This is a genomic window from Nocardia wallacei (assembly GCF_014466955.1).
In the GTDB taxonomy this organism is placed as follows: Bacteria; Actinomycetota; Actinomycetes; order Mycobacteriales; family Mycobacteriaceae; genus Nocardia; species Nocardia wallacei.
In genome coordinates this window covers 274,700-297,675 of record NZ_AP023396.1, presented here as the reverse complement: position 1 = coordinate 297,675, position 22,976 = coordinate 274,700, and the positions used below count along the sequence as shown (strand labels likewise).

The following is a 22,976-nucleotide window of genomic DNA, read 5'->3' as shown; positions in this document are numbered from 1 at the left end:
ACCGATAAGTCCGCCCGCCGCGGAAACAATTTGGAAATGCGACCAATAACACCGGTTCACGGAACCGCGACGGTTTGCCCGCGCGCATTCCGGACCGGCTCCCCGTTTGCCTCGAGAATTGCGGACATAACGATCCAGTAACCCGATTGGCATTCCGGGCGGGCACATGGCTAACGTGGGTTTCGGCAACTTCGGTAGCCAAACCTTCATCAGGTTGGTGGCCCCGGCCGGTCCCTCATCCCGACCGGGGCACAACCAAATCACCGACTCACAGAGCCCCGCGGGAGTTCTCCCCCCGGCTTTACCGAGCCTCCCGCACCGTCCGGGAGGAAATGTCGACCGTGCCGTCGTGTAACGACATCGCCACCGCTTTGCTATCGCACACCGAATTCGCCGGCGACCATGCCGCCACGGGCCTGCTCAGCCGGGCCATCGGCCCCCGGGAGTTCGCGCTGGATCGGGACTCGCTCCCGGTCACGGCCGCCGCCGACCCGAAGACCGCCGCCGCCATCCTGGAGTTGCTCGAGCGCGGGCAGGTGCCCACGATGCCGGCCATCCGCACCCTCATCGCACAGAACGAGATGCGCGCGGAGGCCGAACGCATCGAACGCCTGGGCAAGCGCGCCCAGCGCAGCATCGATGAATTCGGTCGCATTCTTGCGACGACCACCCACGAATACTGGAAAGAACACGGCTTCGGACCGACGCGACGTGACATTCTGCTCACCGATCCCGTCCTGACACTGATTCGCGAGCGGGTGGGCGACATCGCACCGAATGCGATCAAACATCTCTGGCTGATCGAACGGGTGCAGCGGGCGGGCTGGATAGCATTCAATGCCACACCGCGGTCACTGTGCGCCGCCAGGCGTTTCCATTCCGTCAAATTCGGCAATCGGGTCTCGATACGTCCGGTGAACACGATCGGCACGCTGGTGGCCGGATTCCTGGACGAGTACGAGCGTACGCACGGCCGCCCGCCGCGCTGGTCGGTGCTCGCCCACGACGTGCGCGACGACCGCGGCCGACGGGTCTTCAACGACACCGCCGACGCCCGGGCACAGCAGCAGTGGCTGGTCACGGCCGAATGGCTGGCGCTGCGCGACGGCCTGCCGGCCCCGGGTCCGCGCGGCCGCCGCGCCTTGGCCCGCAAGACCCGTAAACAGCAGGACGCGCGAACGGCCCGCCCCGCCTAGCGCGGCCGGTTCGGTAATTTCCTTGCGACGCGCAACGCGCCGGAAGGAGTTACCGTGCCCCCGACGATCGACCCCGCAGCCACGGCCTGGCTGCTGGCCAGCACCGCGCTGGTACTGCTCATGACGCCCGGACTGGCCATCTTCTACGGCGGGATGGTGCGCTCCACCGGCGTACTGAACATGCTGATGATGAGCTTCATCGCCATCCCGCTGGTGACCGTGGTGTGGCTGCTGCTCGGGTACACGCTGTCGTTCGGCGACGACGCCGGCGGCGGGCTGATCGGCGACCTGACCCATGCGGGAATGACCGGCATCGACCCGTCCGCGATCCGCAACTCGGTGCCGGAACTGCTCTACGCGACCTTCCAGCTGACCTTCGCGATCCTGACCGCCGCCCTGGTCAGCGGCGCCATCGCGGACCGCGCGAAATTCTCGGCCTGGATCGTGTTCGTGCCGCTGTGGACGCTGCTGGTGTATGCGCCGATCGCGCACTGGGTCTGGGGTCCGGACGGCTGGCTGGCCTCCTTCGGCGCGCTGGACTTCGCGGGCGGGCTGGTGGTCGAGATCGCCTCGGGCGGTTCGGCACTGGCGCTCGCGCTCGTGCTCGGTCCACGCATCGGTTTCAAGGTGGACGCGATGCGGCCGCACAATCTGCCGTTCGTACTGCTGGGCGCGGGCATCCTGTGGTTCGGCTGGTTCGGGTTCAACGCCGGCTCGGCGCTCGCCGCCAACGGCATCGCCGCCGCCGTGTTCCTCAACACCCTCGTCGCCGGGTGCCTCGGCATGCTGGGCTGGCTGCTGGTGGAACAGCTGCGCGACGGTCGTCCGACCACGTTCGGCGCCGCCTCGGGCGTGGTGGCCGGGCTGGTGGCGATCACGCCGTCGTGCGGTTCGGTCAGCACCCTGGGCGCGGTGGTCGTGGGTCTTGTTGCGGGCGTGGTCTGTTCGTTCGCGGTGGCGTGGAAATTCAAGGCCAACTACGACGATTCGCTCGACGTGGTGGGCGTGCACTTCATGGGCGGCATCGTCGGCAGCCTGCTGATCGGCCTGCTCGCCGACGAGGTGATGACCGGCGGCGCGCGCGGCCTGTTCTACGGCGGCGGTCTCGCCCAGCTCGGTAAGCAGGCGGTGGGTGTGGTCGTGGTCGCGCTGTGGGCGTTCCTGGTCTCCTTCGCGCTCGGCAAGCTGATCGATCGCACGATGGGTTTCCGGGTCAGCCAGGAGGACGAGATCGCAGGCATCGACTTCGCCCTGCACGCCGAGACCGCCTACGCCGAGGGCGTGCACGGCCACGCTCCCCGCGGCATCTTCGGCCACCAGCACCCCAAACCCGGCCACGACCAGGGCTGACAACGACACTCGGCGTGAGCCGACCGCCCGATGGTGATCGGGATCACGATATCTCCGGGAAGTCGGGGCTTGTGGGCGCCAGGGCTAACAGCGTTACGCTAACGGCGTTACCGTACGGCCCGACCGAGGAGCGCCCATGCTGACACGAATCGCTCGGCTCGCCACCCGGCACCCTAAACGGATACTGCTCGCCGCGCTGGTACTGGCGCTGGCGTGCGGCGGATTCGGGGCCTCGGTCACCGATCGGCTGAAGGCGGGCGGATTCACCTCCGACGACGCCGAATCGTCACAGGTCACCAAGCTGCTGGCGGACAACTTCGGCGGCGCGGAACCCAATCTGGTCCTGCTGATCCACTCCGACCAGGGCGTCGATGCCACCGCCGCGCGCACGGTCGCCACCGACATCACCGAAGATCTGCAGGGCCGCACCGACGCCCGCGGTGTCCGGTCGTACTGGAACAGTCCGCCGCAGATCGGTTCGGCGCTGCGCAGCACGGACGGCAAGAGCGCGCTGGTGCTCGCCTACCTCACCGGCGGCGACGACGCGGCGCAGAAGACCGCCGCCGACATCATCGACGGATTCGGCGCCACACCGGACGGCGTCACCGTGCGGGCGGGCGGCCTGGCCGCGCTCTATCACGAGGTGAACACCCAGGTCACCAAGGACCTCACCCTGGCCGAGGGCGTCGCCGTACCACTGACCGCGATCGTGCTGATGCTGGTGTTCGGCAGCGTGGTCGCGGCCGCGCTGCCGCTGATGATCGGCCTGTTCGCGATCGCCGGCACGCTCGCCATCCTGCGCGCGCTCACGCTGTTCTCCGACGTGTCGATCTACGCGCTGAACATGACCACCGCGCTGGGCCTCGCACTGGCCATCGACTACAGCCTGTTCATCGTGAGCCGCTACCGCGAGGAACTCGCCGGCGGCCGCACCCACGCCGACGCCGCGGTCCGCGCCGTGCAGACCGCCGGACGCACGGTGCTGTACTCGACGCTCACGGTCGTGCTGGCGCTGGCGACGCTGGCCGTGTTCGACCTCTACTTCCTGCGCTCGGTGGCGTTCGCGGGCGTGGCCGTGGTGGCGGCCGCGGCCGCGGCATCGATCGTGATCCTGCCCGCCGCGCTGGTGCTGCTGGGCGACCGGGTGAACGCGTGGGATCTGCGCGTGCTGCTGCGCCGCCTGCTCCGGCGGCCGGAGCCGACACCGCGCCCGCTCGAACGCTCCGCCTGGTACCGCACGGTCACGTGGGTTATGCGACACGCGATTCCGGTCACCGTCGCGATCGTCGCGCTGCTGCTGGCGATCGGATCACCGTTCCTGGGCGTGAAATTCGGCTACCCCGACGACCGGGTGCTGCCGCCCGGCGCCCAGACCCGGGCCGTCGGCGACGTCCTGCGCAGCGACTTCCCGGCGGTCAACGCGGGCACCGGCACCACGATCGTGCTGGACGGCTACCGCGGGGACGCGGCCTCGATCAGCGGCTACGCCACGGAACTGTCACGCGTGAACGGGGTGTCGGCGGTGCTGTCCGGTTCCGGCGTGTACGTGTCCGGCGCCCGAGTCGCGCCGACGCCGCCCGGCATGGCCAACGACACCGGCCAATACCTCACCGTCACTTCGAGATTCAATCCCTACTCCGCCGACGGCCAGGACCAGTTCCGGCAGTTGCGCGACGTGCCCGCGCCCGCCCCGGCACTGTTCGGCGGCGGCGCGGCGATCAACGCCGACACCCTGCACGCGCTGGGCGCCCGGCTGCCGCTGGCGGTGGCGCTGATCGCGCTGTCCACTTTCATCGTGCTGTTCCTGTTCACCGGCAGCGTCGTGCTGCCGCTGAAAGCCCTGGTGCTCAACACTCTCTCGCTGAGTGCGATGTTCGGGATGATGGTCTGGATCTTCCAGGACGGGCATCTGTCCGGGCTGCTGGGTTTCACCCCGACCGGCTACCTGGTGGCGACGATGCCCATCCTGATGTTCTGCCTGGCCTTCGGAATGTCGATGGACTACGAGGTCTTCCTGCTGTCCCGGATCCGGGAGGCGTGGCTGGCCTCGGGTCGCACGACCGCCGACAATGTGCGTTCGGTGGCACTCGGCGTGGCGCGCACCGGACGAATCGTCACCGCGGCCGCGCTGCTGATGGCTATCGTGTTGGGCGCCATGGTTACCGCGAAGGTGTCGTTCATGCAGATGTTCGGTCTGGGACTCACCCTGACCGTGCTCGCCGACGCCACCATCATCCGCGGCCTGCTGGTGCCCGCGTTGATGAAGCTGATGGGCCGGGCCAACTGGTGGGCGCCCGCGCCGCTGGCCCGGCTGCACCGCCGGTTCGGCCTGTCGGAGGAGGCGCCCGAACCGCGCGCGACGGCCCCCGAACCCGAGCCCGCGGGCCGCACATGATGTGCCCGCGACGCCCGCGGTCGGCCCGCGGCACCGGCGCCCAGCTGCGCGCGGAGATCCTCGACGCCACCCGGGAGCTGCTGGCGCGCACCGGAAGCGCCGACACGGTGTCGATCCGCGAGGTGAGCAAGGTGGTCGGCGTGAGCGCGCCCTCGATCTATCGGCACTTCGCCGACAAGGACGCGCTCATCGACGCGGCCGTGGCGCAGGTGTTCGAGAATCTGGACGCCGCCGTCGCCGCGGCGACCGATCCGGCGCGGTCGCCGATCACCCGGATGCGCGATCAGGGTATGGCGTATGTGCGCTTCGCCCTGAAACATCCGGGCCAGTACCGGGTCGCCACCGCGGGCTCCTCGGCCGACAGCCCGCGCGCGGTCGACCTGGTGATGGGCAGCGGCGTGTTCCGGCGGTTCGCCGACACCGTGCGGGAGGCGATGGACGCCGGGACGATCGCGCCCGGTGACCCGCTGCCGGTGGTGCTGGAGCTGTGGGCGGCCGCGCACGGCATCGTCTCGCTGCTCATCGCCAAGCCCTATCTGCCGTGGGGCGACGCCGAGGCCATCGCCGACCGCGTGCTCGGCGCGGCGTGCGTCGGGCACGCGGTACTCGACATCATGGGCGGCGAACTTCCCGAGCCCGACGAGACGGCACGCTGGCTGGCGCGCCTGCGAGAAGAGAAGTCTCCGTAGCGAGTTCAGGACACGTCGGCGGACGGCGCCGTCCAGGTGTTGCACTTCTGGGTGCGGTTGTTGATGTAGCCGTGCTCGTACCAGGAGCCGTAATGCTGTTTGCTGCCATGGTCTCTGGTGTCACCCTTGCCGTCACCGCGGCTGTAGTTGTCGCGGATGGTGCGCTGCGCCTGGTCCAGGCTGACCGTCCCGACGTGATTGGACGACCCGATGAACATCCCGCCGAAGCACTGCGCGCCCAGCTCCGCCCGGCGCGAGATCTCCAGTCCCTGTGCCGAAGTCGGCCCCGCGTTGTAGCGGTCGCGGTGCGCCTTGCCCAGCACGCCGCTGATCGCCTCCACGTGGTGGCCGTATTCGTGGGCGAACACGGCCAGGTAGATCACCGAGTCGTCGCCGTAGTCCTCGACCTGGATGGTGTCGAGCGGCATGTAGATGGTGTGGTTGGTCGAGCAGTAGAACGCGGCGAAGTTGCCGCCGGAGCTGGTGCACGGCGAGCTGGCATTGGCCGAGCGCGCCGGGACCGACACCGTGGGGCTGGAGAACGGCAGCCCGGCCCCCTGCAGCACCGGCTTCCACATGTTGTCCAGGCAGGTCCGGGCCGCGTCGAAGAACGCCTGCGCCGCGGCGACCGTGGCGCCCCAGCGCGGGTACCCGCACTCGATATTGATCAGTCCGGAGTCGGCGTCGCGGAACAGCGGATTGTCGCCGGTCGCGTTGACCGGTTGCGGCCCAGCGGGTTTCGACGACGTCGTGGCGGTGCGGGTGCTGGACCGCGAGGTGGTCGCCGCGCTGGTCCGCGCGGTCGTCGTCGGCGCGGCGGCCGAGGTGGTGTAGCTCGGCGGCGCGTAGGTGTAGCTGGGGGTGTCGTAGGAGTACTTCGACGGATGGCTGCTGCCGGAGTTGACGGTGGCGAATACGACCAGGGCGCCGACCACACCGAAGACCAGCAGCACGGCCAGCACCGCGCCGACCGCTCCCCCGCCACCCGAACGCGGCGGCGGATAGGGCCGTCCGTAATAGCCCGGCGGCGGCAGCGGCGGACCGTAGGGCGGGCGCGGCCCACCGGGCGGCGGGCCGTACGGGGGACGTCCCCCATATCCCGGCGGCGGACCGTACCCGGGCGGTGGTCCATACCCGGGCGGTGGTCCATACCCCGGCGGTGGCCCGTACCCCGGCGGCGGGCCGTAGGGCGGACGGCCCGGCGGCTGCGAGCCGGGCGGCGGCGGGTATCCGGGAGGCTGGGTCATGACCGCATCAACTCACCTGGCTCGCAGGGGCTTTGAACGTATTGCACTGAGAGGTCCGGTTCTGCTCGAAGCCCGTGGTCCACCAGTCGCCCATGTGCTGCGCCGAACCGTGGTCGCGCATATCGCCGGCGGCGTCGCCGCGGCCGTACGCGTCCTCGCGGGTGTTGCCGGTCTGCGTGGAGGTCAGCGAGCCGCCGCCCGCGGTGGCCGCGAGGAACATCCCGTCGAAGCAGTTGGCCTGCAGTTCGACCCGGCGCGAGAGCTCCAGCCCGCGGGCACTGCTGGTACCCGCCGCGCGCCGCTGCTTGTTGGCCTCCGACAGGATTCCCGACTGGGCCTGCACGTGATGCCCGTACTCGTGCGCGAACACCGACAGGTAGATCTCCCAGTGGTCCTTGAACATCGCCGTCTGCAGCTGGCTGATCGGCATGTAGATGGTCTGGTTCGCGCCGCAGTAGAAGGCCGCGAAATTGCTGCTGCTGCCGGTGCAGGGGGTACTGATCCCGGCCGTGGTCGCGGTGACGCTGAGCTTCGGCGGCGTGAACGACAGGTTCGCCGCCGACAGCACCGGCCGCCACGCCTGCTCCAGACATCCCGCCGCGCTCTCGAAGAACTTGCGCGCCGCGTCGACCTGTGTGCTCCACGGCGCGTAACCGCACCGTGCGGGGCTCAGCGGCGAACCAGGCTCGGCCAACAGCGGATTGGCGTCGGTCGCCGCGATCCCGGTTGTGCCGGACGCATTTTTCCCAGTGGTGGGGGCATAGGTGTAGCTCGGCTGGTCGCCGGAGTGGGCGACGTGCACCCCGGTGCGAATGGCCGCGCGCACCAGTCCACTGGTGACGATGAGGATCAGCACGATCAGGAACACACCCCATCCGCCCCCGCGCTTGCGCTGCGGCGGACGCCCCGGCGGACCGTACGGCGGCGGGGGCGGCAGCGGCGGGCGATAGCCCGAAATCGGCGGTGGCGCACCGTATCCCGGCGGTGGATACCCGGGCGGCGGATAGCCCGGCGGGCCGTATCCGGGCGGCGGCGCGTAGCGGGGCGGCGGATAACCGGGCGGCGGCCCGTACGGTGGCGGCACCGGCCGGTGGGCAGGCGGCACCGGTCCGTATCCGTAGGGTGGTTGACTCACTCCCCCGCGCCCCCTGGTTCTTTCCCGTACTCGACAGCCGCTGACGCAGGATAGCAAGCTGTCTAAGCTAAGGCCCCATGCTGATCTTTCGGGGGGGCGCCCTGGGCGCTCTGTTGCTGGTTCTGGCGGGAGCTTTCGCCGCCGTACCCGCGGCCCAGGCGCAGGAGCCGGTCGACGGGGTGACGATCAATGCCGACATCAAACTCAGCGAGCAGGGCTTGCTCGAGGTGGCCGAGACGGTGCGGGTGCCGCCGGGCGGCCAGTTCCACATGGCCGTGCCGCTGCGGGTCGCGCTGAAGGACAAGGGGGAACGGCGCTTCAGCGTCACCGACATCTCCGCCACCGGCGCGGGCACGGCCGAGGTCGAGGGTGACCGGTTCAGTATCGACGCGCAGCCCGGCGAATCTTCGTACCGCTACGTCGTGCACAACACGGTCAACGACGCGGCCGGCACCCAGCTGTTCCGCTGGAGCGGCGTGCTCAACACCGACGTCGCCTCGATCACGGCGTCGGTGATCAGCCCGAGTTACGAGATGGGCATCGTTGACTGCAAGATCGGCCCGGCGGGCAGCGCGCAGCCGTGCGCCGACGTGCGGGTGGAGCCGGACGGCGTGCTGACCCTCTACAAGGAGGGATTGAACAAGGGCGACCTGATCGACCTCACCCTGCAGATGCCGCCGGGCACCGTGCCCGCCAACGCCGACATCACCGGCGACGAGCCCAGCGCCTTCGCAATCACCGCGCCGGTGCTCGTCGCATTCGGGGTGCTGCTGGCCGCGCTCGCCGCTGCCGGGGGGTATGTGGCGTGGTCGCGCCGCCAGGACGCGGCGGCGCTCACCGGGCAGGACACCCTGGAACCGGTGCAGCGCAACGGAAATCAGGTCCAGTTCGCGTCACCGGAGGGCGTGCTGCCGGGCGAGGCGGGGCTGCTGCTGGACGGGTCCGCCGACCCGGGCGACCTGGCCGCCACCGTCGTGGATCTGGCGGTGCGGCGCTACCTGTGGGTGACGCCGGTCGGCGATTCGGACTGGCGGATCAACCGCGTGAATCCCGCCGACGATCAACTGCGCGACTACGAGAAGGCGGTGTACCGCGCCCTGCTGCCCGACGGCACGGAGTCGGTCCTCGTGTCGGAGCTGCGGGGTACGGGGCGGGTCAGCGGCGAGCCGGTGCGCGCGGCGCTGCGCGACGACGCCCTGGCGCGCGGCACGCTCATCGATCGGACCCGGCGCGGCCCGGCGTTCTGGCTGGGCGTGGTGCTGGTGGTGGCCGGGGTCGCGACCACCGTCGCGCTGGCGATCGGCGGCGGGCACGCGCTGGTGGGTGTGGCGATCGCACTCGGCGGGGTGGCGGCGCTGCTGCTGCCTCGCTATCTGCCGGTGCGCACCGCCACGGGCCGCGAGCTGGCGGGCCGGGTCCGCGCACTGCAGCGCGGCCTCGACGCGCTGACCGCCGACCGGGTGCCACCGGCCGATCGCGAGCTGGTGTTCTCCCGCGCGCTGCCGTTCACCGTCGTCGGCGGCCGCGCCGACAACTGGATTCGCGCCTTCCGTGATCTGAATCCCGCGGCCGACCGTCAGCCGGGGCTGTACTGGTTCGGCGGCTTCGACCGCGACCAGAACCTGCACCGGTTCGCCGGCCACTTCCCCTACTTCATCACCGCCCTGGAGGGATTGTTCGCGGGCGGCCGGTGACCGTCACCGATGCAGCTGGGCCGCAGCGTATTTCGCGACCTCGGCGATCATCGCGTAGGGCGGCGCGGCGTCGAATCCGGCGCGGTCGGTCATGACCGCGAGAACCAGCGGCGCCGCGGCGGGCGGCCAGACCACGGCGACATCGTTGGCGCGTCCGTAGTCGCCGTGCCCGGTCTTGTTCGCCACCGTCCAGTCGCCCGGCACCCCGGCGCGGATGGTGTTCGCGCCGGTCGCGCTGCGCTGCAGCCAATCCTTCACCAGCGCGCGCTTTTCCGGCGACAAGGCATCGCGCAGCACGATCTGCTGGTAGACGCCCGCGATCGCGCGCGGTGTGGTGGTGTCGCGCGGGTCGCCGGGCGGGTCGCTGTTGAGTTCGGGTTCGTACTGGTCCATGCGGCCGACGGTGTCACCGAGGCTGCGCAGGAAACCGGTGAGCTGCGCGGGGCCGCCGATATCGCGCATCAGCAGGTTTCCGGCCGTGCCGTCGCTGTATCTGATCGCGGCGTCGCAGAGTTCGCGCACGGTCATGCCGGTGTCGATGTGGTCCTGCGTGATCGGCGAGATCGAGTTCACCTCCGCCCGCGTATAACGCACGACGGTGTCGAGGTAGGACAGCGCACGCTGCCGCAGCACCGCCGCCACCGCGGGCATCTTGAACGTCGAGCAGAACGCGAAGCGGTCATCGGCGCGATACGCCAGCGCCACCGCCGTCCCGGTCGCCAAGGCGTAAACACCCAGGCGCGCATCGTATTCGCGTTCCAGCCCGGCGAAGAACTCCTCGGCGGCCGCCGGATCCACGCGGGTGCCCGCGACGGGGTCGGCCCGCGTGGCGGTGGTGGTGTTGGCGTCGGTGTCGGCGCATGCCGCGAGCGGCAACGCCAGCGCGCCCCGCAGCAGCATGCGGCGGCCGATGAGTGCTTCGGTCACCGCAGCACACTATCGGGCACGCAGGCCGTCGAGCACGATGTCCATCGTCCGGCGCACGGCCTGCTCGTAGGACTCGTCCGGGCGCACGTGGATCTGCAGCGTCATCAGCCGCGCCATGTCCTGGGCATCCACATCCGTGCGCAGTTCCCCGTCGACCTGTGCCTGCGCCGTGAGCCGGGCTACCTGCTCGGCAACGCTCGCGCGAATGTCGGTGAGGTTCGGATCGGCCCTGATGTCGGCGTGCAGCGCGGGCTCGATCGCCGCGGCCGTGGCGCCGAGCCGCAACTCCGCGCACTCGCGCAGAAACCGGCGCAGCGCCTGCCACGCACCCGCCTCCTCCTTCGCCGCCGCGGCGGCGAGATCCGCCAGCGCCTGCGTATACGCCTGCGCCGCCGCGCTGATCAACGCCCCACGATCCGGAAACCGCCGGTACAGCGTGCCCACCCCGACCCCGGCCTGATCCGCGATCTCCTTCATCGGCACATCCACGCCCTGTTCCCGGAACACGAGCTGCGCCGCCGCCAGAATCTGATCGCGATTACTGCGCGCATCGGCCCGCAATTGATCGGCCACAGCCGTCACCTCCCGAAGAGAAACTGGACGAATTTCTTCCACTTAGTCTAGCTGTGGATGAAACCCGCCCGCCCCGGGGCATTTTCAGCGGGTGGTGCGGATGCTGCGGCGCATGGCGGACAGGGGGTCGGCGTAGAAGACGCTCAGGGCGGTGACGGCGGCGGCGTGTTCCTGGACGCGGCCGCCGAAGCGGCTGATGCGGAGGTCCGCCGGGGGGAGTGTGGTGCCCTGGGTGAAAGCCCGCACGACGTGGTCGATTCCGGGACGGTAGCCCGTGAAGGCCTGGCCGCCCAGCACCACTCGGTCCGGGTTGAACATGTCGCGGACGAGAGCCGCTGTGTGCCCGAGGATTTCGGCCCGCTCGAGCAGCAGCTCGCGCGCCGGCTCCGACCCGGACTCGGCGGCCCGGTACAGGTCGCCGATCACCGGGCGCCGCGGCGCCTCGCGCTTGGGCACGATGCCCGCCCGCTCCGCACGGCTCAGCAGCGCCGCCTCGCCGACCGTGGCCTCCAAGCAGCCACGCCGGCCGCACTGGCATTCCACATCCGAGCCGGTGGGCAGGTGCGCGATGGAGCCGGGGCCGTTGGTCGGGGTGTGCACCCGGTCGTGCAGGGTCACGGCGACACCCGCGGTCTCCCGGGCGTACACGTACAGACTCGAGCCGGGCCGCTGTTCCTCGCCGGGGCCGAGCAGCAATTCGGCGGCAGCCATGGCCTCGACGTGCGCCGACACCGAGACCGGCAGGTCGAGCACGGTACTGAACACCGCCGCCACCGGCGCGGCGCGCCACTCCAGCCGCGGATGATCGACCACACCGGCGGCCGGATCGACCCGACCGGCCAGCGCGACACCGGTCCACAGCGGCCGCCGCCGCGGCAGCCGATCCAGGAACGCCTTGGCACTGCGGGCGATGATGGTGAGCGCGGCCTCCGGCCCGGCCTGCGGCGTGGCGATCTCCAGCCCGCCGAGGATGCGCCCGGACAGATCGGCGGCGATGATGCGGGTCACCGTGGCGCCGATGTGCACACCGAGGGTGGCGTAGGTATCGGTGTCGACCTCGAACGGCACCCGCGGCCGCCCGACGGCGCCGGAGGCGGTGAGGTCGGCGCGTTCCCGCAGCAGTCCGGCCGAAAGCAGCGCGGAGACTTGGCGATTCACCGTCGCTATGCTCAAACCCGTTGTCTGCGCGGCGCTGTCGCGGAAGATGGGGCCACGGGTGGCGGCCCGGAGCACCGCGGCGGCCGGGTTGTCGGCGATGCGCAGTTCGGGCGGGACGGCCGGGCGGGGTGCGGCGACCCGGGTGGAGAGAGTCTGGGCGGACTGTCGCTCGAGGGTGGGGCTCGTCATGTGCGGATCCTTGCTGTGGTCCCGGGTGTACCCGGGACAGGTCGAACGAGAACAGCAACAAGGCAGCGAGAAGGGCCCGGCTCGGAAACGAGAGCGGCGGTTCTCAGCTGCGCGGCAGGGAGCAACACAGCTCCCGCTGCCGCGGCAGCCGCACACCGAGCGCGACGGTCACATAGGTGACCTGGGCGGCATTCGGTCGGCTGGAGGACATGCCATCAAAGCTAACATCCCATGTATCGCGGATGCCAGACCAGGTGGTCTGCATCCATTTGACTCACCCTGATTCGAACTCCCGCACCAGGTGGCCCAGGTGGCGTAATGGCCGAAATCACCGTGATTCGAGCAGTACGCCGCGCTCGCCGGGCGGCGGATAGTCCCCGCCGCCACTACCGCCCGGAAGCGATCGCCCGGCCTCGCCGCGGACCGCCGTTACAGTCACTTATCGCAGGTCAAACGGCGAAAGGAGACGAGGTGACGCCGCAGCCATCGCGCCGCGCGGACCGCGCCCGTCAGGTCGCCGACGTACTGCGCCAGCAAATCCATTCCGGCGCCTTCGATCGCGCGCTGCCCGGCGAAGCGGAGCTGGCGACCGAATTCGACGTCTCCCGCAATACGGTCCGCGACGCCCTGGCCCTGCTCAAGGACGAGGGCCTGATCGAGCGGGCCCCCAAGGTGGGCACCCATGTGGCACAGCGCAAGTACGACCACGGCCTGGATGCACTGCGCGGCCTGAAGGAAACGCTGCGCGAGCACGGCGAGGTCCGCAACGAGGTGCGCGCCGCCCGCCGGATCGCCCCGCCGCCCGCGGTGGCGCGCCGGCTGCGGCTCGAGCCCGGCGAACCGGCGGTGTACCTCGAGCGGCTGCGCTACCTCGGCGACCTCCCGCTCAGCCTGGACCTGACCTACCTGGTACCCGACATCGGTGACCAGGTGCTCGCCCGCGATCTGGAGACCAACGACATCTTCGCGCTGATCGAGCAGCTCGACGGCCGCCCGCTCGGCTCGGCGGATCTGGTGCTGGAGGCCATCACCGCCGACGCCCATTCGGCGGCCACCCTGCAGGTCCCCGAGGGCGGCGCGTTGCTGCTGCTCGAACGGCTCACCAAGCTCGAGGACGGCCGTCCGGTCGATCTCGAGTACATCCGGCTGCGCGGTGATCGAATCACCATGCGCGGCAGCCTTGTTCGCCCCGTCGACAGCCCCGATTGGAGGTTGATCTGAATGGCTCTGGTCGGTCAGCGCGCCGATGTCCCCGTGACGATCGATGAATCGCTGTGCATCCAGGGATGCACGCTGTGTGTGGAGATCTGCCCGCTCGACTCGCTGGCGATCAACCCCGACAACGGCAAGGCCTACATGCACGTCGACGAGTGCTGGTACTGCGGCCCGTGCGCGGCCCGCTGCCCCACCGGCGCCGTCACCGTGAACATGCCGTACCTGCTGCGCTGAGATATCCACCGCGGCCCCACCGTTCGAGGAACACCCATGAAGTACCGTCGTGCCCGATTCACCGCGGTGGCCGCCGTGCTGGCGCTCGTCGCCGCGGGTTGCTCGCTGGAGCAAGCCGCCTCCGGCGACACCGTCAAGGTGGTCGTCGGCTATCAATCCAAGACCATCAACACCGTCACCGCCGGAACTCTGTTGCGCGCCAAGGGTTTCCTGGAGCAGCGCCTGTCGAAGCTCACCGCGGACGGCGGGACGAAATATCAGGTGGAGTGGCAGGACTACGACACCGGCGCCCCGATCACCGCGCAGATGGTGGCGGAGAAGATCGATATCGGCTCGATGGGCGACTATCCGCTGCTGATCAACGGCTCGCGGACGCAGCCCAACGAACGGTCCCGCACCGAATTCGTCTCGGTGACGGGCTACCAGCCGCGCGGCTCGCTGAACATGATCGTGGTGAACAAGGATTCGCCCGTGCGATCGCTGCAGGACCTGGCCGGGAAGAAGGTGTCGTCGAGTGTCGGCTCGGCCAGCGACGGCCTGCTGCGACAGGCGTTGAGCCGCAGCGGGATCGACCCGAAATCGGGCGTCGAGGTGCTCAACCAGCAACCGCAGATCGGTGCCTCGGCACTGGAATCCGGTCAGGTGCAGGCGCTTTCGCAGTTCGTGGCGTGGCCGGGCCTGCTCGTCTTCCAGGACAAGGCGAAGCTGCTGTTCGACGGCGCGGAGCTGAACGTGCCCACCTTCCACGGCGTGGTAGCCCGCCGCGACTATTCGAACCGGCATCCCGAGGTGCTCGACGCCTTCCTCCAGGCCCAGCTGGACGCCACCGACTTCCTGCACCAGCGTCCCCTGGAAGCGGCGAAGCTGGTGGCCGACGGCTCGGGGCTGCCGCAGGAGGTCGTGTACCTCTACAACGGCCCCGGTGGCACCTCGTTCGATACGCCGCTCAAACCGCAGCTCATTCAGGCGTTCAAAGGCGATGTGCCGTATCTGAAGTCGATCGGTGACTTCGCCGACCTGGACATCGACGGCTTCGTCGACGACGGGCCGCTGCGGAAGGTCTTCGCCGATCGCGGTCTCGACTACAACGCGGCGGTCGGCAATTTCGCCAACCCCGCGCCGATCTCGGGGACCGACCCGGTGGCGAACCGTCCCGCCACCGATCCGGCGCTGGCGAGTGAGCTGTGGCTGGACGGCCTCGACACCACGCAACCGGCCGCCGACCCGACCGCCCTGCTGCGCGCGGTGAAACAGGCTCGCGCACAGGGCAGGAAGGTGCGCGCGGCCTACATCCCGGATGCCGAACTGGGCACCCGCTGGTTCGCCGACAAGGCCCTGTGGGTCCGCACCGGCGACACCTACCTGCCCTTCACGACACCGGCCGCCGCACAGCGCTACCTCACCGCGCACCCCGGCAGCACACAGCTGTCCTACGAGCAGGCCGTCGGCGAGGTGCGGCCATGAGCGCTTCCACCGTGCAACTCGATGCCGCGACCGTGCCGGAACGGGCAGCGCCGGAAAACATGACGGTTCCCGCCGGGGTAACGCGCTGGCGCGCGCGAACGGTTCGCGTGCTGTCGGTGGTCGCCGCCATCGTGGTGTGGCAACTGCTGACCGCCAACGACATTCGACTCTGGGTTCGGTTCGACACGCTGCCGACCGTGACCCAGATTCTCGACGCGCTGCGACGTCAGCTGGGCACCGAGACGTACTGGCTGGACCTCGGCCAGTCCCTCATCCGCATTCTCAGCGGCTTCGCGCTCGCCGCCGCGCTGGGCGTGGGTACCGGTGTGGCGCTGGGCCGTTCGCGCGTGTTCTCGAACATCGTCGGTCCGCTGACCGAGCTGGCCCGCCCGATTCCGGCCATCGCGATCGTGCCGGTGGCGATCCTGCTGTTCCCCACCGACGAGGCGGGTATCGTCTTCATCACCTTCCTCGCCGCCTTCTTCCCGATCATGGTCAGCACCCGGCACGCGGTGCGCGCGCTGCCCACCATCTGGGAGGAGTCCCTGCTGACCCAGGGCGGCACCCGCTGGGACGTGCTGGCGCGAGTCGTGCTGCCCGGCAGCCTGCCCGGTGTGTTCAGCGGACTGTCGGTCGGCATCGGAGTGGCGTGGATCTGCGTGGTCTCGGCCGAGATGATCTCGGGGCGGCTGGGTGTCGGCTACCGGACCTGGCAGGCGTACACCATCGTGGACTACCCGGCCGTGTTCGTCGGCATCATCACCATCGGCGTGCTCGGATTCGGGACCTCCGCCGCGGTGGAACTGCTCGGCCGCCGGTGCACCCGCTGGCTGCCCCGCGTCTCGGAGGGAGCGAAATGAGCGGCGACGCGACGGGCCTGCGGCTGGACCGCATCGAGCTGGGTTATGCCGGTGCACCGGTCGTGCGGGACCTGACGCTCGAGATCCGGCCCGGCGAGATCCTGGTACTCACCGGTCCGTCCGGCTGCGGCAAGTCCACGGTGCTCCGGGCGCTGGCCGGACTGCTGCCACCGCACTCCGGGCGAGTGCTGTCCGACGACATCGAGATCACCGGACCGTCCCGCGACCGCGCGATGGTATTCCAGGACAACGCGTTACTGCCGTGGCGGACCGTGCGCTCCAATATCGAACTGGCGTTGAAGCTGCGCGGCGAGCCGCGGGCCGGTCGGCGGGCGCGCGCCGAACGTTGGATCGAAGAGGTCGGCCTCACCGGATTCGGCGACTACCTGCCCAAGAGCCTGTCCGGCGGCATGCGGCAGCGCGTGCAGCTGGCCCGCGGGCTGGCCGGGGCGCCGCGCGCGGTGCTGATGGACGAGCCGTTCGGCGCGCTCGACGCACCCACCCGGGCGACCATGCAGCGGTTGCTGGTTGACACCTGGCAGGCCCATCCGGCGACCGTCGTGTTCGTCACCCACGACGTGGACGAGGCGCTGCTGCTCGGCGACCGGATCGCCGTGCTCGGCCGGGCCGCGCAGCCGTTGCGGGCCTTGTTCGACGTGCCCCGCCCCCGCGAAACCACCGTCGACCGATCCGCCGTGCGCGCCGAAGTGCTCGCCGCCCTGGACTACTCGGGCGACTTCACCGCGTCCGTGCGTTGATCCCTTCCCTCCGGAGCATGTGCTGATGAATATCCCCGACCTGTCCGAAACCACCCGCATCGACTGCGATGTACTGGTGATCGGCGGCGGCACGGCCGGCACCATGGCCGCGCTGACCGCCGCCGAGCACGGCGCGAACGTGCTGCTGCTGGAGAAGGCGCACGTGCGGCACTCCGGTGCGCTGGCGATGGGCATGGACGGGGTCAACAACGCCGTCATCCCGGGCAAGGCCGAACCGGAGGACTACGTCGCCGAGATCACCCGGGCCAACGACGGAATCGTCAACCAGCGCACCGTCTATCAGACCGCGACCCGCGGCTTCGCGATGGTGCAGCGGCTGGAGCGGTACGGCGTGAAGTTCGAGAAGGACGCCTATGGCGAGTACGCGGTGCGCCGGGTGCATCGGTCCGGCTCCTACGTACTGCCGATGCCCGAGGGCAAGGACGTCAAGAAGGCGCTGTATCGCGTGCTGCGGCAACGGAAGATGCGCGAGCGGATCCGCATCGAGAACCGGCTCATGCCGGTGCGGGTGCTCACCGACGGCGGCCGTGCGGTCGGCGCGGCCGCATTGCACACGCGCACGGGCGAATTCGTTGCCGTCGGCGCGAAGGCGGTGATTCTGGCGACCGGTGCGTGCGGACGGCTCGGGCTTCCCGCGTCCGGATATCTGTACGGCACCTACGAGAATCCGACGAACGCCGGTGACGGCTACGCCATGGCCTATCACGCGGGCGCGGAGCTGTCGGGCATCGAATGCTTTCAGATCAACCCGCTGATCAAGGATTACAACGGTCCGGCGTGCGCGTATGTGGCCAACCCGTTCGGCGGCTATCAGGTCAATGCGCGGGGCGAGCGGTTCGTCGACTCCGATTACTGGTCCGGGCAGATGATGGCCGAGGTGAAGCGGGAGATCGAATCCGCCCGGGGGCCCATTTATCTGAAGGTGACGCATCTGCCGGACGAGACGCTGACCGCGCTGGAAGGCATTCTGCACACCACCGAGCGGCCTACCCGCGGCACCTTTCACGCCAATCGCGGGCACGACTACCGCACCCACGACATCGAGATGCACATCTCCGAGATCGGCTTGTGCAGCGGGCATTCCGCCTCCGGCGTCTGGGTGGACGAACACGCGCGCACGACGGTGCCCGGCCTGTACGCGGCGGGTGACCTCGCCTGCGTACCGCACAACTACATGATCGGGGCGTTCGTCTACGGTGATCTGGCCGGGGAGCACGCCGCCTCCACACTCGCCGAACTACCTGCCCCGCGAGATCTTCCGGCCGACCAGCTCGCCGACGCGCACGAACTCGTCTACCGGCCGCTGCGCAGCCCGGACGGCCCGCCGCAGCCGCAGGTGGAGTACAAACTGCGCCGTTTCGTCAACGACTATGTCGCGCCGCCGAAGACGGCGACCAAGCTGTCGCTGGCGGTCGAGACCTTCGAGCGGATGCACCGCGACCTCGCCGAAATGGGCGGTACCACACCGCACGAGCTGATGCGCTGCGCCGAGGTGAGCTTCATCCGCGACTGCGCGGAGATGGCGGCCCGCTCCTCCCTCACCCGCACCGAATCGCGCTGGGGCCTGTACCACGAGCGCGCCGACCTGCCGCAGCGCGACGACACGGAATGGCGCTACCACCTCAACCTGCGCAAGGGCGCGAACGGGATGGAATTCCTGAAGCGGCCTGTCGCACCGTATTTCATTCCGGTGCCGGAGTTCGCGACCGTGCCGTCCACGGGGGCCGTCGAACCGGTCACTCAACCTGCGATCGTGACGGGGCCACCACAGGTCCACACGCCCCCTGCGCGGGTGTCGCACCGCTCCACAGACTCGTCCACCGATGACGCGAAAGACGTTGCGGCGCCGCGTATTGCCAGCCTCCTCGCGCTGGACGCGCCGACAGTGGGAGAGTTGACGCCCTATCTGACCGATCCCGAACCGCAGGTGCGTGCCACCGCGCTCGCGGTCCTGACCGAGGAAACCCCCGACGGCTTCGCCGACCCCTTGATCGCCGCCCTCGGTGACCCGGACCAGGGAGTCCGCGCAGCAGCGGTCTCCGGACTCCGCGAACTGGTCGAGCTCCTCCCGGCCACCACCGAGACCCCACCGCCCGGTCCGGGCCGGGCCGACAGCCACGGCACGGGTTCGGCAGCAAGCCCTCGCTCGGCAGCAGCGCGCCCCCGGCCGGATACTGCGGGGGCCGGGCGTGGGCTGGCCGCGTTCGCCGACTCACCCGATCCCTCGGTGCGCGCGGCGGTCATCGATGTGCTGCGGGCGCTGCGGTCCGGAGATCCCGACCTGTTCGGCAAGGCGGTGGTCGATCCGGACTACCGCGTGCGGATCGAAGGCGTGCACGCACTGGTATCAGTGGACGACTGGCCCGCCCTGGCCACCGCCGCCCACGACGAGAACCGCGAGGTGCGCATCGCCGCCGCCAAGGGCCTCGCCACCGTCGGCCGCGGCGGTTCGGACACGGTCCGCGCCCTCGCCGCCGACCGCGACCCGCTGGTCCGCGCCGCGGCACTGGCTGCCCTCGCAGCACTCGGCGACGCCGACGACACCGCCACTCTCACTGCCGCACTGGACGATTCGGCCTGGCAGGTCCGCGAAGGCGCGGCCCGCGGTTGCGCGGCCCTCACCCCCGAAGCCGCCGCCCACACCCTCGCCCCCACCCTCACCGACCCCCACCCCGACGTCCGCAAGGCCGCCGTCCTCACCCTCAGCACCTGGCCCACCCACCCCGCAATCCGCGAAACCCTCACCCCCGCCCTCTCCGACACCGACGCCGACGTCCGCGCCTACGCCCGCCGCACCCTCGACCTTCCTCCGGCTAGTGTCGCGACATGATCTGGGCGCTCCTGTTCGTACTTCTCCTTGCCTGTCTGACTATCTTTCAGATAGCGCTGGTCATGGGGGCACCCCTCGGCCGCTTCACCTGGGGCGGACAGCACCCCGGTAGCCTCCCGCCACGTATGCGTTATGCCGCCGCATCGTCTGTGCTTGTCTACGCGGCAATGGCGGTGGTCGCGCTCGATCGATCCGGAATCGCCGAACTGGTTCCGGATACCGTGTCCACGGTCGGCATATGGATCGTGTTCGCCTTCTGCGTACTCGGCGCCGTCCCGAATGCGATCTCGCGTTCGCGGGGCGAACGCTACGTCATGACTCCGACGTCCGTCGCACTCGCGGTTCTCGCGCTGCTGGTCGCCCTGACCTGATCAGGTACCGACAGCGGCGGGACCGAAGCCCGCGATTCCCTCAGGGGTAACCCATGTTCGGGTTTGCCTGTGCTGCAACTATTTTCGACGTAAGATGGTCTGGTCCTCCTGTTCGGCGTTCCGCCGGGTGTGTCAGCGACTGGGCGAGTCGGCTGATTCATCGGTTCCTCGGTTCGTCGTCGGTCAGGGCTCCCGGCCCCAAGGAGTAGGGGGTTCGGGAATCGAATCCTCTGCGCGGATCCCCTCGAGCACGCTCGTCAGCACAGCTCAGCGGCGGCCGCACCATTTGGTTTTGCGGGGAATCCACTCGAAGCGAGCCATTTCGCCAGGGTGGGGTCCGAGAACGACGGCACATTCATCCGAGGTTCCCCGCGGTGACATCCGAAATCTGAGCTCCACTCATCCAGAGCAGGAGGGTCGATGACCGAAAACAGCTCCACCGCGTCCGGTTCCACAGTCCCCCGGCGCCAGCTCGGACGCTACTTGCGCGACCTGCGGCAACAGGCCGGTATGACCATCGCCGAGGTGGCTCGGCTCATTCGCCGGGGTGCGTCCTCGGTACAGCGTTTGGAGACCGGGTCGAACGAACGCATCCGTTTGGACGATGTCGAGGCCATCTGCCGTGTCATCGGGGCGGACGAGACGACCACGGAGGCATTGATAGGACTGGCGCAGCAGGGCAATACCAAGAGCTGGTACCACCAGTACGGGGATCTCATTCCCGCCAGTTTCGACGTCTACATGGGTTTGGAGTCGGCGGCCGCGTCGATGACTTCATACCTGGAGCTGGTACCCGGCATTCTCCAGACGCCCGAATACGCCCGCGCCCTGTATCGAGCCGGACACCCCGACGAATCGGACAACGAGATCGCACGGCGAGTCGAGTTGCGTATTCGGCGGCAGATCCTGATCAAACGCAAGACCAGTCCGGTGCGGATCAATGCGATTCTGGACGAAACCATCCTGCGCCGCAGAATCGGTGACCGACGGATCATGTCCGCCCAGCTGCGCCATCTCGCGGATCTGAGCACCCGGGAGAACATCACCATCAGGATCCTCCCGCACTCGGCCGGTGTACCTCTCGGCGAGCTGACCGGACCGTTCATCATTCTCGACTCCGCGACGGAAGATGACGGCGTGCCCCTCGAACCTTCGGTGGTGTACGTCGAGAGTTATCGGGGCGCTTTGTATTACGAAGAGGAAGTGGATGTCCGCGCTTATCGCGCCGCCCATGAGGCATTGGGGCGTGTAGCGTTGACGGCACAGGCCAGCAGGGATCTGCTCAGGAAGACGGCAAGGGAGTATGCGCGTGAGCGTTGATCTATCCGGTGCTCGCTGGTTCAAGAGCAGCCGAAGCGGAGCAAACCAGGAGTGCGTGGAAGTCGCATTCCTGGACAGCGACCATATCGGGCTCCGCGACTCCAAGAACCCGAGCGGGCCCGCGCTGGTTTTCGAGTCCGCCGAGTGGGACGCTTTCGTCGCGGGCACGGCGGCAGGCCGATTCGGCTGACCCGGCCCACCACTGGCGGCAAGTTCGAGCCGCCGCAGTAAGTTCGTTGCGACCTTTGGGCGGCCCTGCCCCACCGCGTGTGGAGCAGGGCCGTTCTCGTACGAGCCGAGGAAGGACACCTGCCGACGTGACGACCGGCCCGGTCACCATCCACTACCCGACCGACGAAGCGATCCGCGACCTCACCCACTGGATGCTCGATCAGCATCGCGAATGGGATTCGGCACCGATGTTCTTCGGGTTCGCCGCCGACGCGGGCGGCGAGATGACCGTCACCGCGGGGCCGCTGGAGAACGAGGAGACCGCCGGATCGGAGATGCATCCCGTACATTTGCGTGCGGCGCATCTCAAGCACACGGGAATGCCGCTATGGGGCTTCGGGCTCGTCTTCGAAGGGTATTGCGAGGAATTCACGCCCGAGGAAACCGCCTCGGGCGAGCCGCGCCGCATCATGCTCGAGGGCCGGCTGCCCGATCGCCCCACCGCCGAGGAAATGGCCAATGCCGTCATCTACGACGCCCGCGGCAACGAATGGGTCGCCCTGACCTACCGCTACCTCCCCGAACGCGGTGTCTCCGACCTCTTCACGCCCGCGAGCGCTTTCACCAAACCACCCCTCGGGCTCTCCGGCTACCTGTGGTCGGCCGCCCTGCTGCTCGACCCGTCGAATCGCCTGCGCGTCCTGGAGATCATCGCGGCCGACGAGGAGTGACCCGCATCAATCCGGCAAGCTGTGCAAGCATTCCCCTCCCGTTTCCCGGAATACCCTCATGTGATGATCCACCACGTCCAAGTCAGCAGTCCCCCAGGCAGCGAAGCCCGCCAGCGTGCCTTCTACACCGGCATACTCGGCTGGCCGGAACTCCCCAAACCAGCCGCACTGGCAGCCCGCGGCGGCTGCTGGTTCCGAATCCCCGGTCTCGGCGGCCCCGACGGCGAAATTCACATCGGCATCGAAACCGATTTCCGCCCAGCCCGAAAGGCCCACCCGGCATTCATGGTGGACATCGACACAACCGCCGCGGCGCTGACCGCAGCGGGCTATCCCGTCCTCTGGGCAGACCCGACCGAAATCCCCGGCCGCCGCCGCTTCCACACCCACGACGGCGTAGGCAACCGCCTCGAATTCCTGGCCCACTGAGCGCGGCGCCGCGGGCTGC

General features: G+C 69.3%; 21 protein-coding genes. 16 read left to right on the top strand and 5 right to left on the bottom strand.

The window, feature by feature from the left end; all coding sequences use genetic code 11:
• Positions 1 to 332: 332 nt before the first annotated feature.
• The 4 genes from NWFMUON74_RS01350 (at position 333) to NWFMUON74_RS01335 (ending at position 5,630) form a co-directional block, all read left to right on the top strand.
• Positions 333 to 1,196, top strand: a complete 864-nt coding sequence (locus NWFMUON74_RS01350; RefSeq protein WP_232110784.1) for a hypothetical protein — start codon at positions 333 to 335, stop codon at positions 1,194 to 1,196.
• A gap of 54 nt (positions 1,197 to 1,250) precedes the next feature.
• Entirely contained in the window at positions 1,251 to 2,546 is a 1,296-nt protein-coding gene (locus tag NWFMUON74_RS01345) for an ammonium transporter (RefSeq protein WP_187686204.1), read from the top strand.
• Positions 2,547 to 2,682: 136 nt separating this feature from the next.
• The gene (locus tag NWFMUON74_RS01340) at positions 2,683 to 4,941 is read left to right on the top strand and encodes an MMPL family transporter (protein ID WP_187686203.1); all 2,259 of its coding nucleotides are present in this window, start codon (positions 2,683 to 2,685) and stop codon (positions 4,939 to 4,941) included.
• Positions 4,938 to 5,630, top strand: coding sequence for a TetR/AcrR family transcriptional regulator (locus tag NWFMUON74_RS01335; RefSeq protein ID WP_187686202.1), 693 nt, complete (start codon positions 4,938 to 4,940; stop codon positions 5,628 to 5,630). The genes NWFMUON74_RS01340 and NWFMUON74_RS01335 overlap by 4 nt, the downstream gene beginning before the upstream one ends.
• Positions 5,631 to 5,635: 5 nt before the next feature.
• Here NWFMUON74_RS01335 and NWFMUON74_RS01330 read toward each other — a convergent pair whose 3' ends face one another.
• Together NWFMUON74_RS01330 and NWFMUON74_RS01325 are read right to left on the bottom strand one after the other, a co-directional pair.
• Complete coding sequence (locus tag NWFMUON74_RS01330) at positions 5,636 to 6,877, bottom strand: neutral zinc metallopeptidase (protein ID WP_197986952.1); 1,242 nt, start codon at positions 6,875 to 6,877, stop codon at positions 5,636 to 5,638.
• Between the two features lie 7 nt (positions 6,878 to 6,884).
• Positions 6,885 to 8,012 (bottom strand): neutral zinc metallopeptidase, encoded by a 1,128-nt coding sequence (locus tag NWFMUON74_RS01325; protein ID WP_232110783.1) that lies wholly within the window; start codon positions 8,010 to 8,012, stop codon positions 6,885 to 6,887.
• Between the two features lie 77 nt (positions 8,013 to 8,089).
• Between NWFMUON74_RS01325 and NWFMUON74_RS01320 the strand changes: the two genes are divergently transcribed.
• Positions 8,090 to 9,706, top strand: a complete 1,617-nt coding sequence (locus tag NWFMUON74_RS01320; protein WP_187686201.1) for a DUF2207 family protein — start codon at positions 8,090 to 8,092, stop codon at positions 9,704 to 9,706.
• Between the two features lie 3 nt (positions 9,707 to 9,709).
• On the opposite strand, the gene bla is transcribed toward NWFMUON74_RS01320, so the two are convergent.
• The 3 genes from bla to NWFMUON74_RS01305 all read right to left on the bottom strand — a co-directional run bounded on the left by bla (position 9,710) and on the right by NWFMUON74_RS01305 (position 12,553).
• Positions 9,710 to 10,606 (bottom strand): class A beta-lactamase, encoded by an 897-nt coding sequence (bla, locus tag NWFMUON74_RS01315; RefSeq protein WP_187688843.1) that lies wholly within the window; start codon positions 10,604 to 10,606, stop codon positions 9,710 to 9,712.
• 36 nt (positions 10,607 to 10,642) lie between these two features.
• A complete protein-coding gene (locus NWFMUON74_RS01310; protein WP_187686200.1) occupies positions 10,643 to 11,206 on the bottom strand; it encodes a TetR/AcrR family transcriptional regulator in 564 nt (187 codons plus the stop codon).
• An 84-nt stretch (positions 11,207 to 11,290) separates the two neighbouring features.
• Positions 11,291 to 12,553 (bottom strand): ROK family protein, encoded by a 1,263-nt coding sequence (locus NWFMUON74_RS01305; protein WP_187686199.1) that lies wholly within the window; start codon positions 12,551 to 12,553, stop codon positions 11,291 to 11,293.
• 441 nt (positions 12,554 to 12,994) lie between these two features.
• Between NWFMUON74_RS01305 and NWFMUON74_RS01300 the strand changes: the two genes are divergently transcribed.
• The 11 genes from NWFMUON74_RS01300 (at position 12,995) to NWFMUON74_RS01250 (ending at position 22,957) form a co-directional block, all read left to right on the top strand.
• Positions 12,995 to 13,774 (top strand): GntR family transcriptional regulator, encoded by a 780-nt coding sequence (locus NWFMUON74_RS01300; RefSeq protein WP_425303511.1) that lies wholly within the window; start codon positions 12,995 to 12,997, stop codon positions 13,772 to 13,774.
• Positions 13,775 to 14,002 carry a 4Fe-4S dicluster domain-containing protein gene (locus tag NWFMUON74_RS01295; protein ID WP_187686197.1) on the top strand — a complete coding sequence of 76 codons (228 nt, stop codon included), beginning with the start codon at positions 13,775 to 13,777 and terminating at the stop codon, positions 14,000 to 14,002.
• A gap of 36 nt (positions 14,003 to 14,038) precedes the next feature.
• Positions 14,039 to 15,466: an ABC transporter substrate-binding protein gene (locus NWFMUON74_RS01290; protein WP_187686196.1), complete on the top strand. Its 1,428-nt coding sequence runs from the start codon at positions 14,039 to 14,041 to the stop codon at positions 15,464 to 15,466.
• A 59-nt stretch (positions 15,467 to 15,525) separates the two neighbouring features.
• The gene (locus tag NWFMUON74_RS01285) at positions 15,526 to 16,326 is read left to right on the top strand and encodes an ABC transporter permease (protein ID WP_187688842.1); all 801 of its coding nucleotides are present in this window, start codon (positions 15,526 to 15,528) and stop codon (positions 16,324 to 16,326) included.
• Positions 16,323 to 17,084 carry an ABC transporter ATP-binding protein gene (locus NWFMUON74_RS01280; RefSeq protein ID WP_187686195.1) on the top strand — a complete coding sequence of 254 codons (762 nt, stop codon included), beginning with the start codon at positions 16,323 to 16,325 and terminating at the stop codon, positions 17,082 to 17,084. The genes NWFMUON74_RS01285 and NWFMUON74_RS01280 overlap by 4 nt, the downstream gene beginning before the upstream one ends.
• 25 nt (positions 17,085 to 17,109) lie before the next feature.
• A complete protein-coding gene (locus tag NWFMUON74_RS01275; protein WP_187686194.1) occupies positions 17,110 to 19,935 on the top strand; it encodes a fumarate reductase/succinate dehydrogenase flavoprotein subunit in 2,826 nt (941 codons plus the stop codon).
• Entirely contained in the window at positions 19,932 to 20,306 is a 375-nt protein-coding gene (locus NWFMUON74_RS01270) for a hypothetical protein (protein WP_187686193.1), read from the top strand. The genes NWFMUON74_RS01275 and NWFMUON74_RS01270 overlap by 4 nt, the downstream gene beginning before the upstream one ends.
• Positions 20,307 to 20,726: 420 nt before the next feature.
• A complete protein-coding gene (locus tag NWFMUON74_RS01265) occupies positions 20,727 to 21,626 on the top strand; it encodes a helix-turn-helix domain-containing protein (RefSeq protein ID WP_187686192.1) in 900 nt (299 codons plus the stop codon).
• Positions 21,610 to 21,816 (top strand): DUF397 domain-containing protein, encoded by a 207-nt coding sequence (locus NWFMUON74_RS01260; RefSeq protein WP_342212976.1) that lies wholly within the window; start codon positions 21,610 to 21,612, stop codon positions 21,814 to 21,816. The genes NWFMUON74_RS01265 and NWFMUON74_RS01260 overlap by 17 nt, the downstream gene beginning before the upstream one ends.
• Positions 21,817 to 21,943: 127 nt before the next feature.
• A complete protein-coding gene (locus NWFMUON74_RS01255) occupies positions 21,944 to 22,528 on the top strand; it encodes a hypothetical protein (RefSeq protein ID WP_187686190.1) in 585 nt (194 codons plus the stop codon).
• Positions 22,529 to 22,591: 63 nt separating this feature from the next.
• Positions 22,592 to 22,957 (top strand): VOC family protein, encoded by a 366-nt coding sequence (locus NWFMUON74_RS01250; RefSeq protein WP_187686189.1) that lies wholly within the window; start codon positions 22,592 to 22,594, stop codon positions 22,955 to 22,957.
• The last annotated feature ends 19 nt before the right edge of the window (positions 22,958 to 22,976 follow it).

What these genes read in the sequence shown, in the direction of transcription:
- NWFMUON74_RS01340 (WP_187686203.1), top strand. Translation starts at nt 2,683, where the DNA reads ATGCTGACACGAATCGCTCGGCTCGCCACCCGGCACCCTAAACGGATA.
- NWFMUON74_RS01335 (WP_187686202.1), top strand. Translation starts at nt 4,938, where the DNA reads ATGATGTGCCCGCGACGCCCGCGGTCGGCCCGCGGCACCGGCGCCCAG.
- NWFMUON74_RS01350 (WP_232110784.1), top strand. Translation starts at nt 333, where the DNA reads ATGTCGACCGTGCCGTCGTGTAACGACATCGCCACCGCTTTGCTATCG.
- NWFMUON74_RS01295 (WP_187686197.1), top strand. Translation starts at nt 13,775, where the DNA reads ATGGCTCTGGTCGGTCAGCGCGCCGATGTCCCCGTGACGATCGATGAA.
- NWFMUON74_RS01305 (WP_187686199.1), bottom strand. Translation starts at nt 12,553, where the DNA reads ATGACGAGCCCCACCCTCGAGCGACAGTCCGCCCAGACTCTCTCCACC.
- NWFMUON74_RS01285 (WP_187688842.1), top strand. Translation starts at nt 15,526, where the DNA reads ATGACGGTTCCCGCCGGGGTAACGCGCTGGCGCGCGCGAACGGTTCGC.
- NWFMUON74_RS01260 (WP_342212976.1), top strand. Translation starts at nt 21,610, where the DNA reads ATGCGCGTGAGCGTTGATCTATCCGGTGCTCGCTGGTTCAAGAGCAGC.
- NWFMUON74_RS01270 (WP_187686193.1), top strand. Translation starts at nt 19,932, where the DNA reads ATGATCTGGGCGCTCCTGTTCGTACTTCTCCTTGCCTGTCTGACTATC.
- bla (WP_187688843.1), bottom strand. Translation starts at nt 10,606, where the DNA reads ATGCTGCTGCGGGGCGCGCTGGCGTTGCCGCTCGCGGCATGCGCCGAC.
- NWFMUON74_RS01280 (WP_187686195.1), top strand. Translation starts at nt 16,323, where the DNA reads ATGAGCGGCGACGCGACGGGCCTGCGGCTGGACCGCATCGAGCTGGGT.
- NWFMUON74_RS01250 (WP_187686189.1), top strand. Translation starts at nt 22,592, where the DNA reads ATGATCCACCACGTCCAAGTCAGCAGTCCCCCAGGCAGCGAAGCCCGC.
- NWFMUON74_RS01275 (WP_187686194.1), top strand. Translation starts at nt 17,110, where the DNA reads ATGAATATCCCCGACCTGTCCGAAACCACCCGCATCGACTGCGATGTA.
- NWFMUON74_RS01290 (WP_187686196.1), top strand. Translation starts at nt 14,039, where the DNA reads ATGAAGTACCGTCGTGCCCGATTCACCGCGGTGGCCGCCGTGCTGGCG.
- NWFMUON74_RS01265 (WP_187686192.1), top strand. Translation starts at nt 20,727, where the DNA reads ATGACCGAAAACAGCTCCACCGCGTCCGGTTCCACAGTCCCCCGGCGC.
- NWFMUON74_RS01330 (WP_197986952.1), bottom strand. Translation starts at nt 6,877, where the DNA reads ATGACCCAGCCTCCCGGATACCCGCCGCCGCCCGGCTCGCAGCCGCCG.
- NWFMUON74_RS01320 (WP_187686201.1), top strand. Translation starts at nt 8,090, where the DNA reads ATGCTGATCTTTCGGGGGGGCGCCCTGGGCGCTCTGTTGCTGGTTCTG.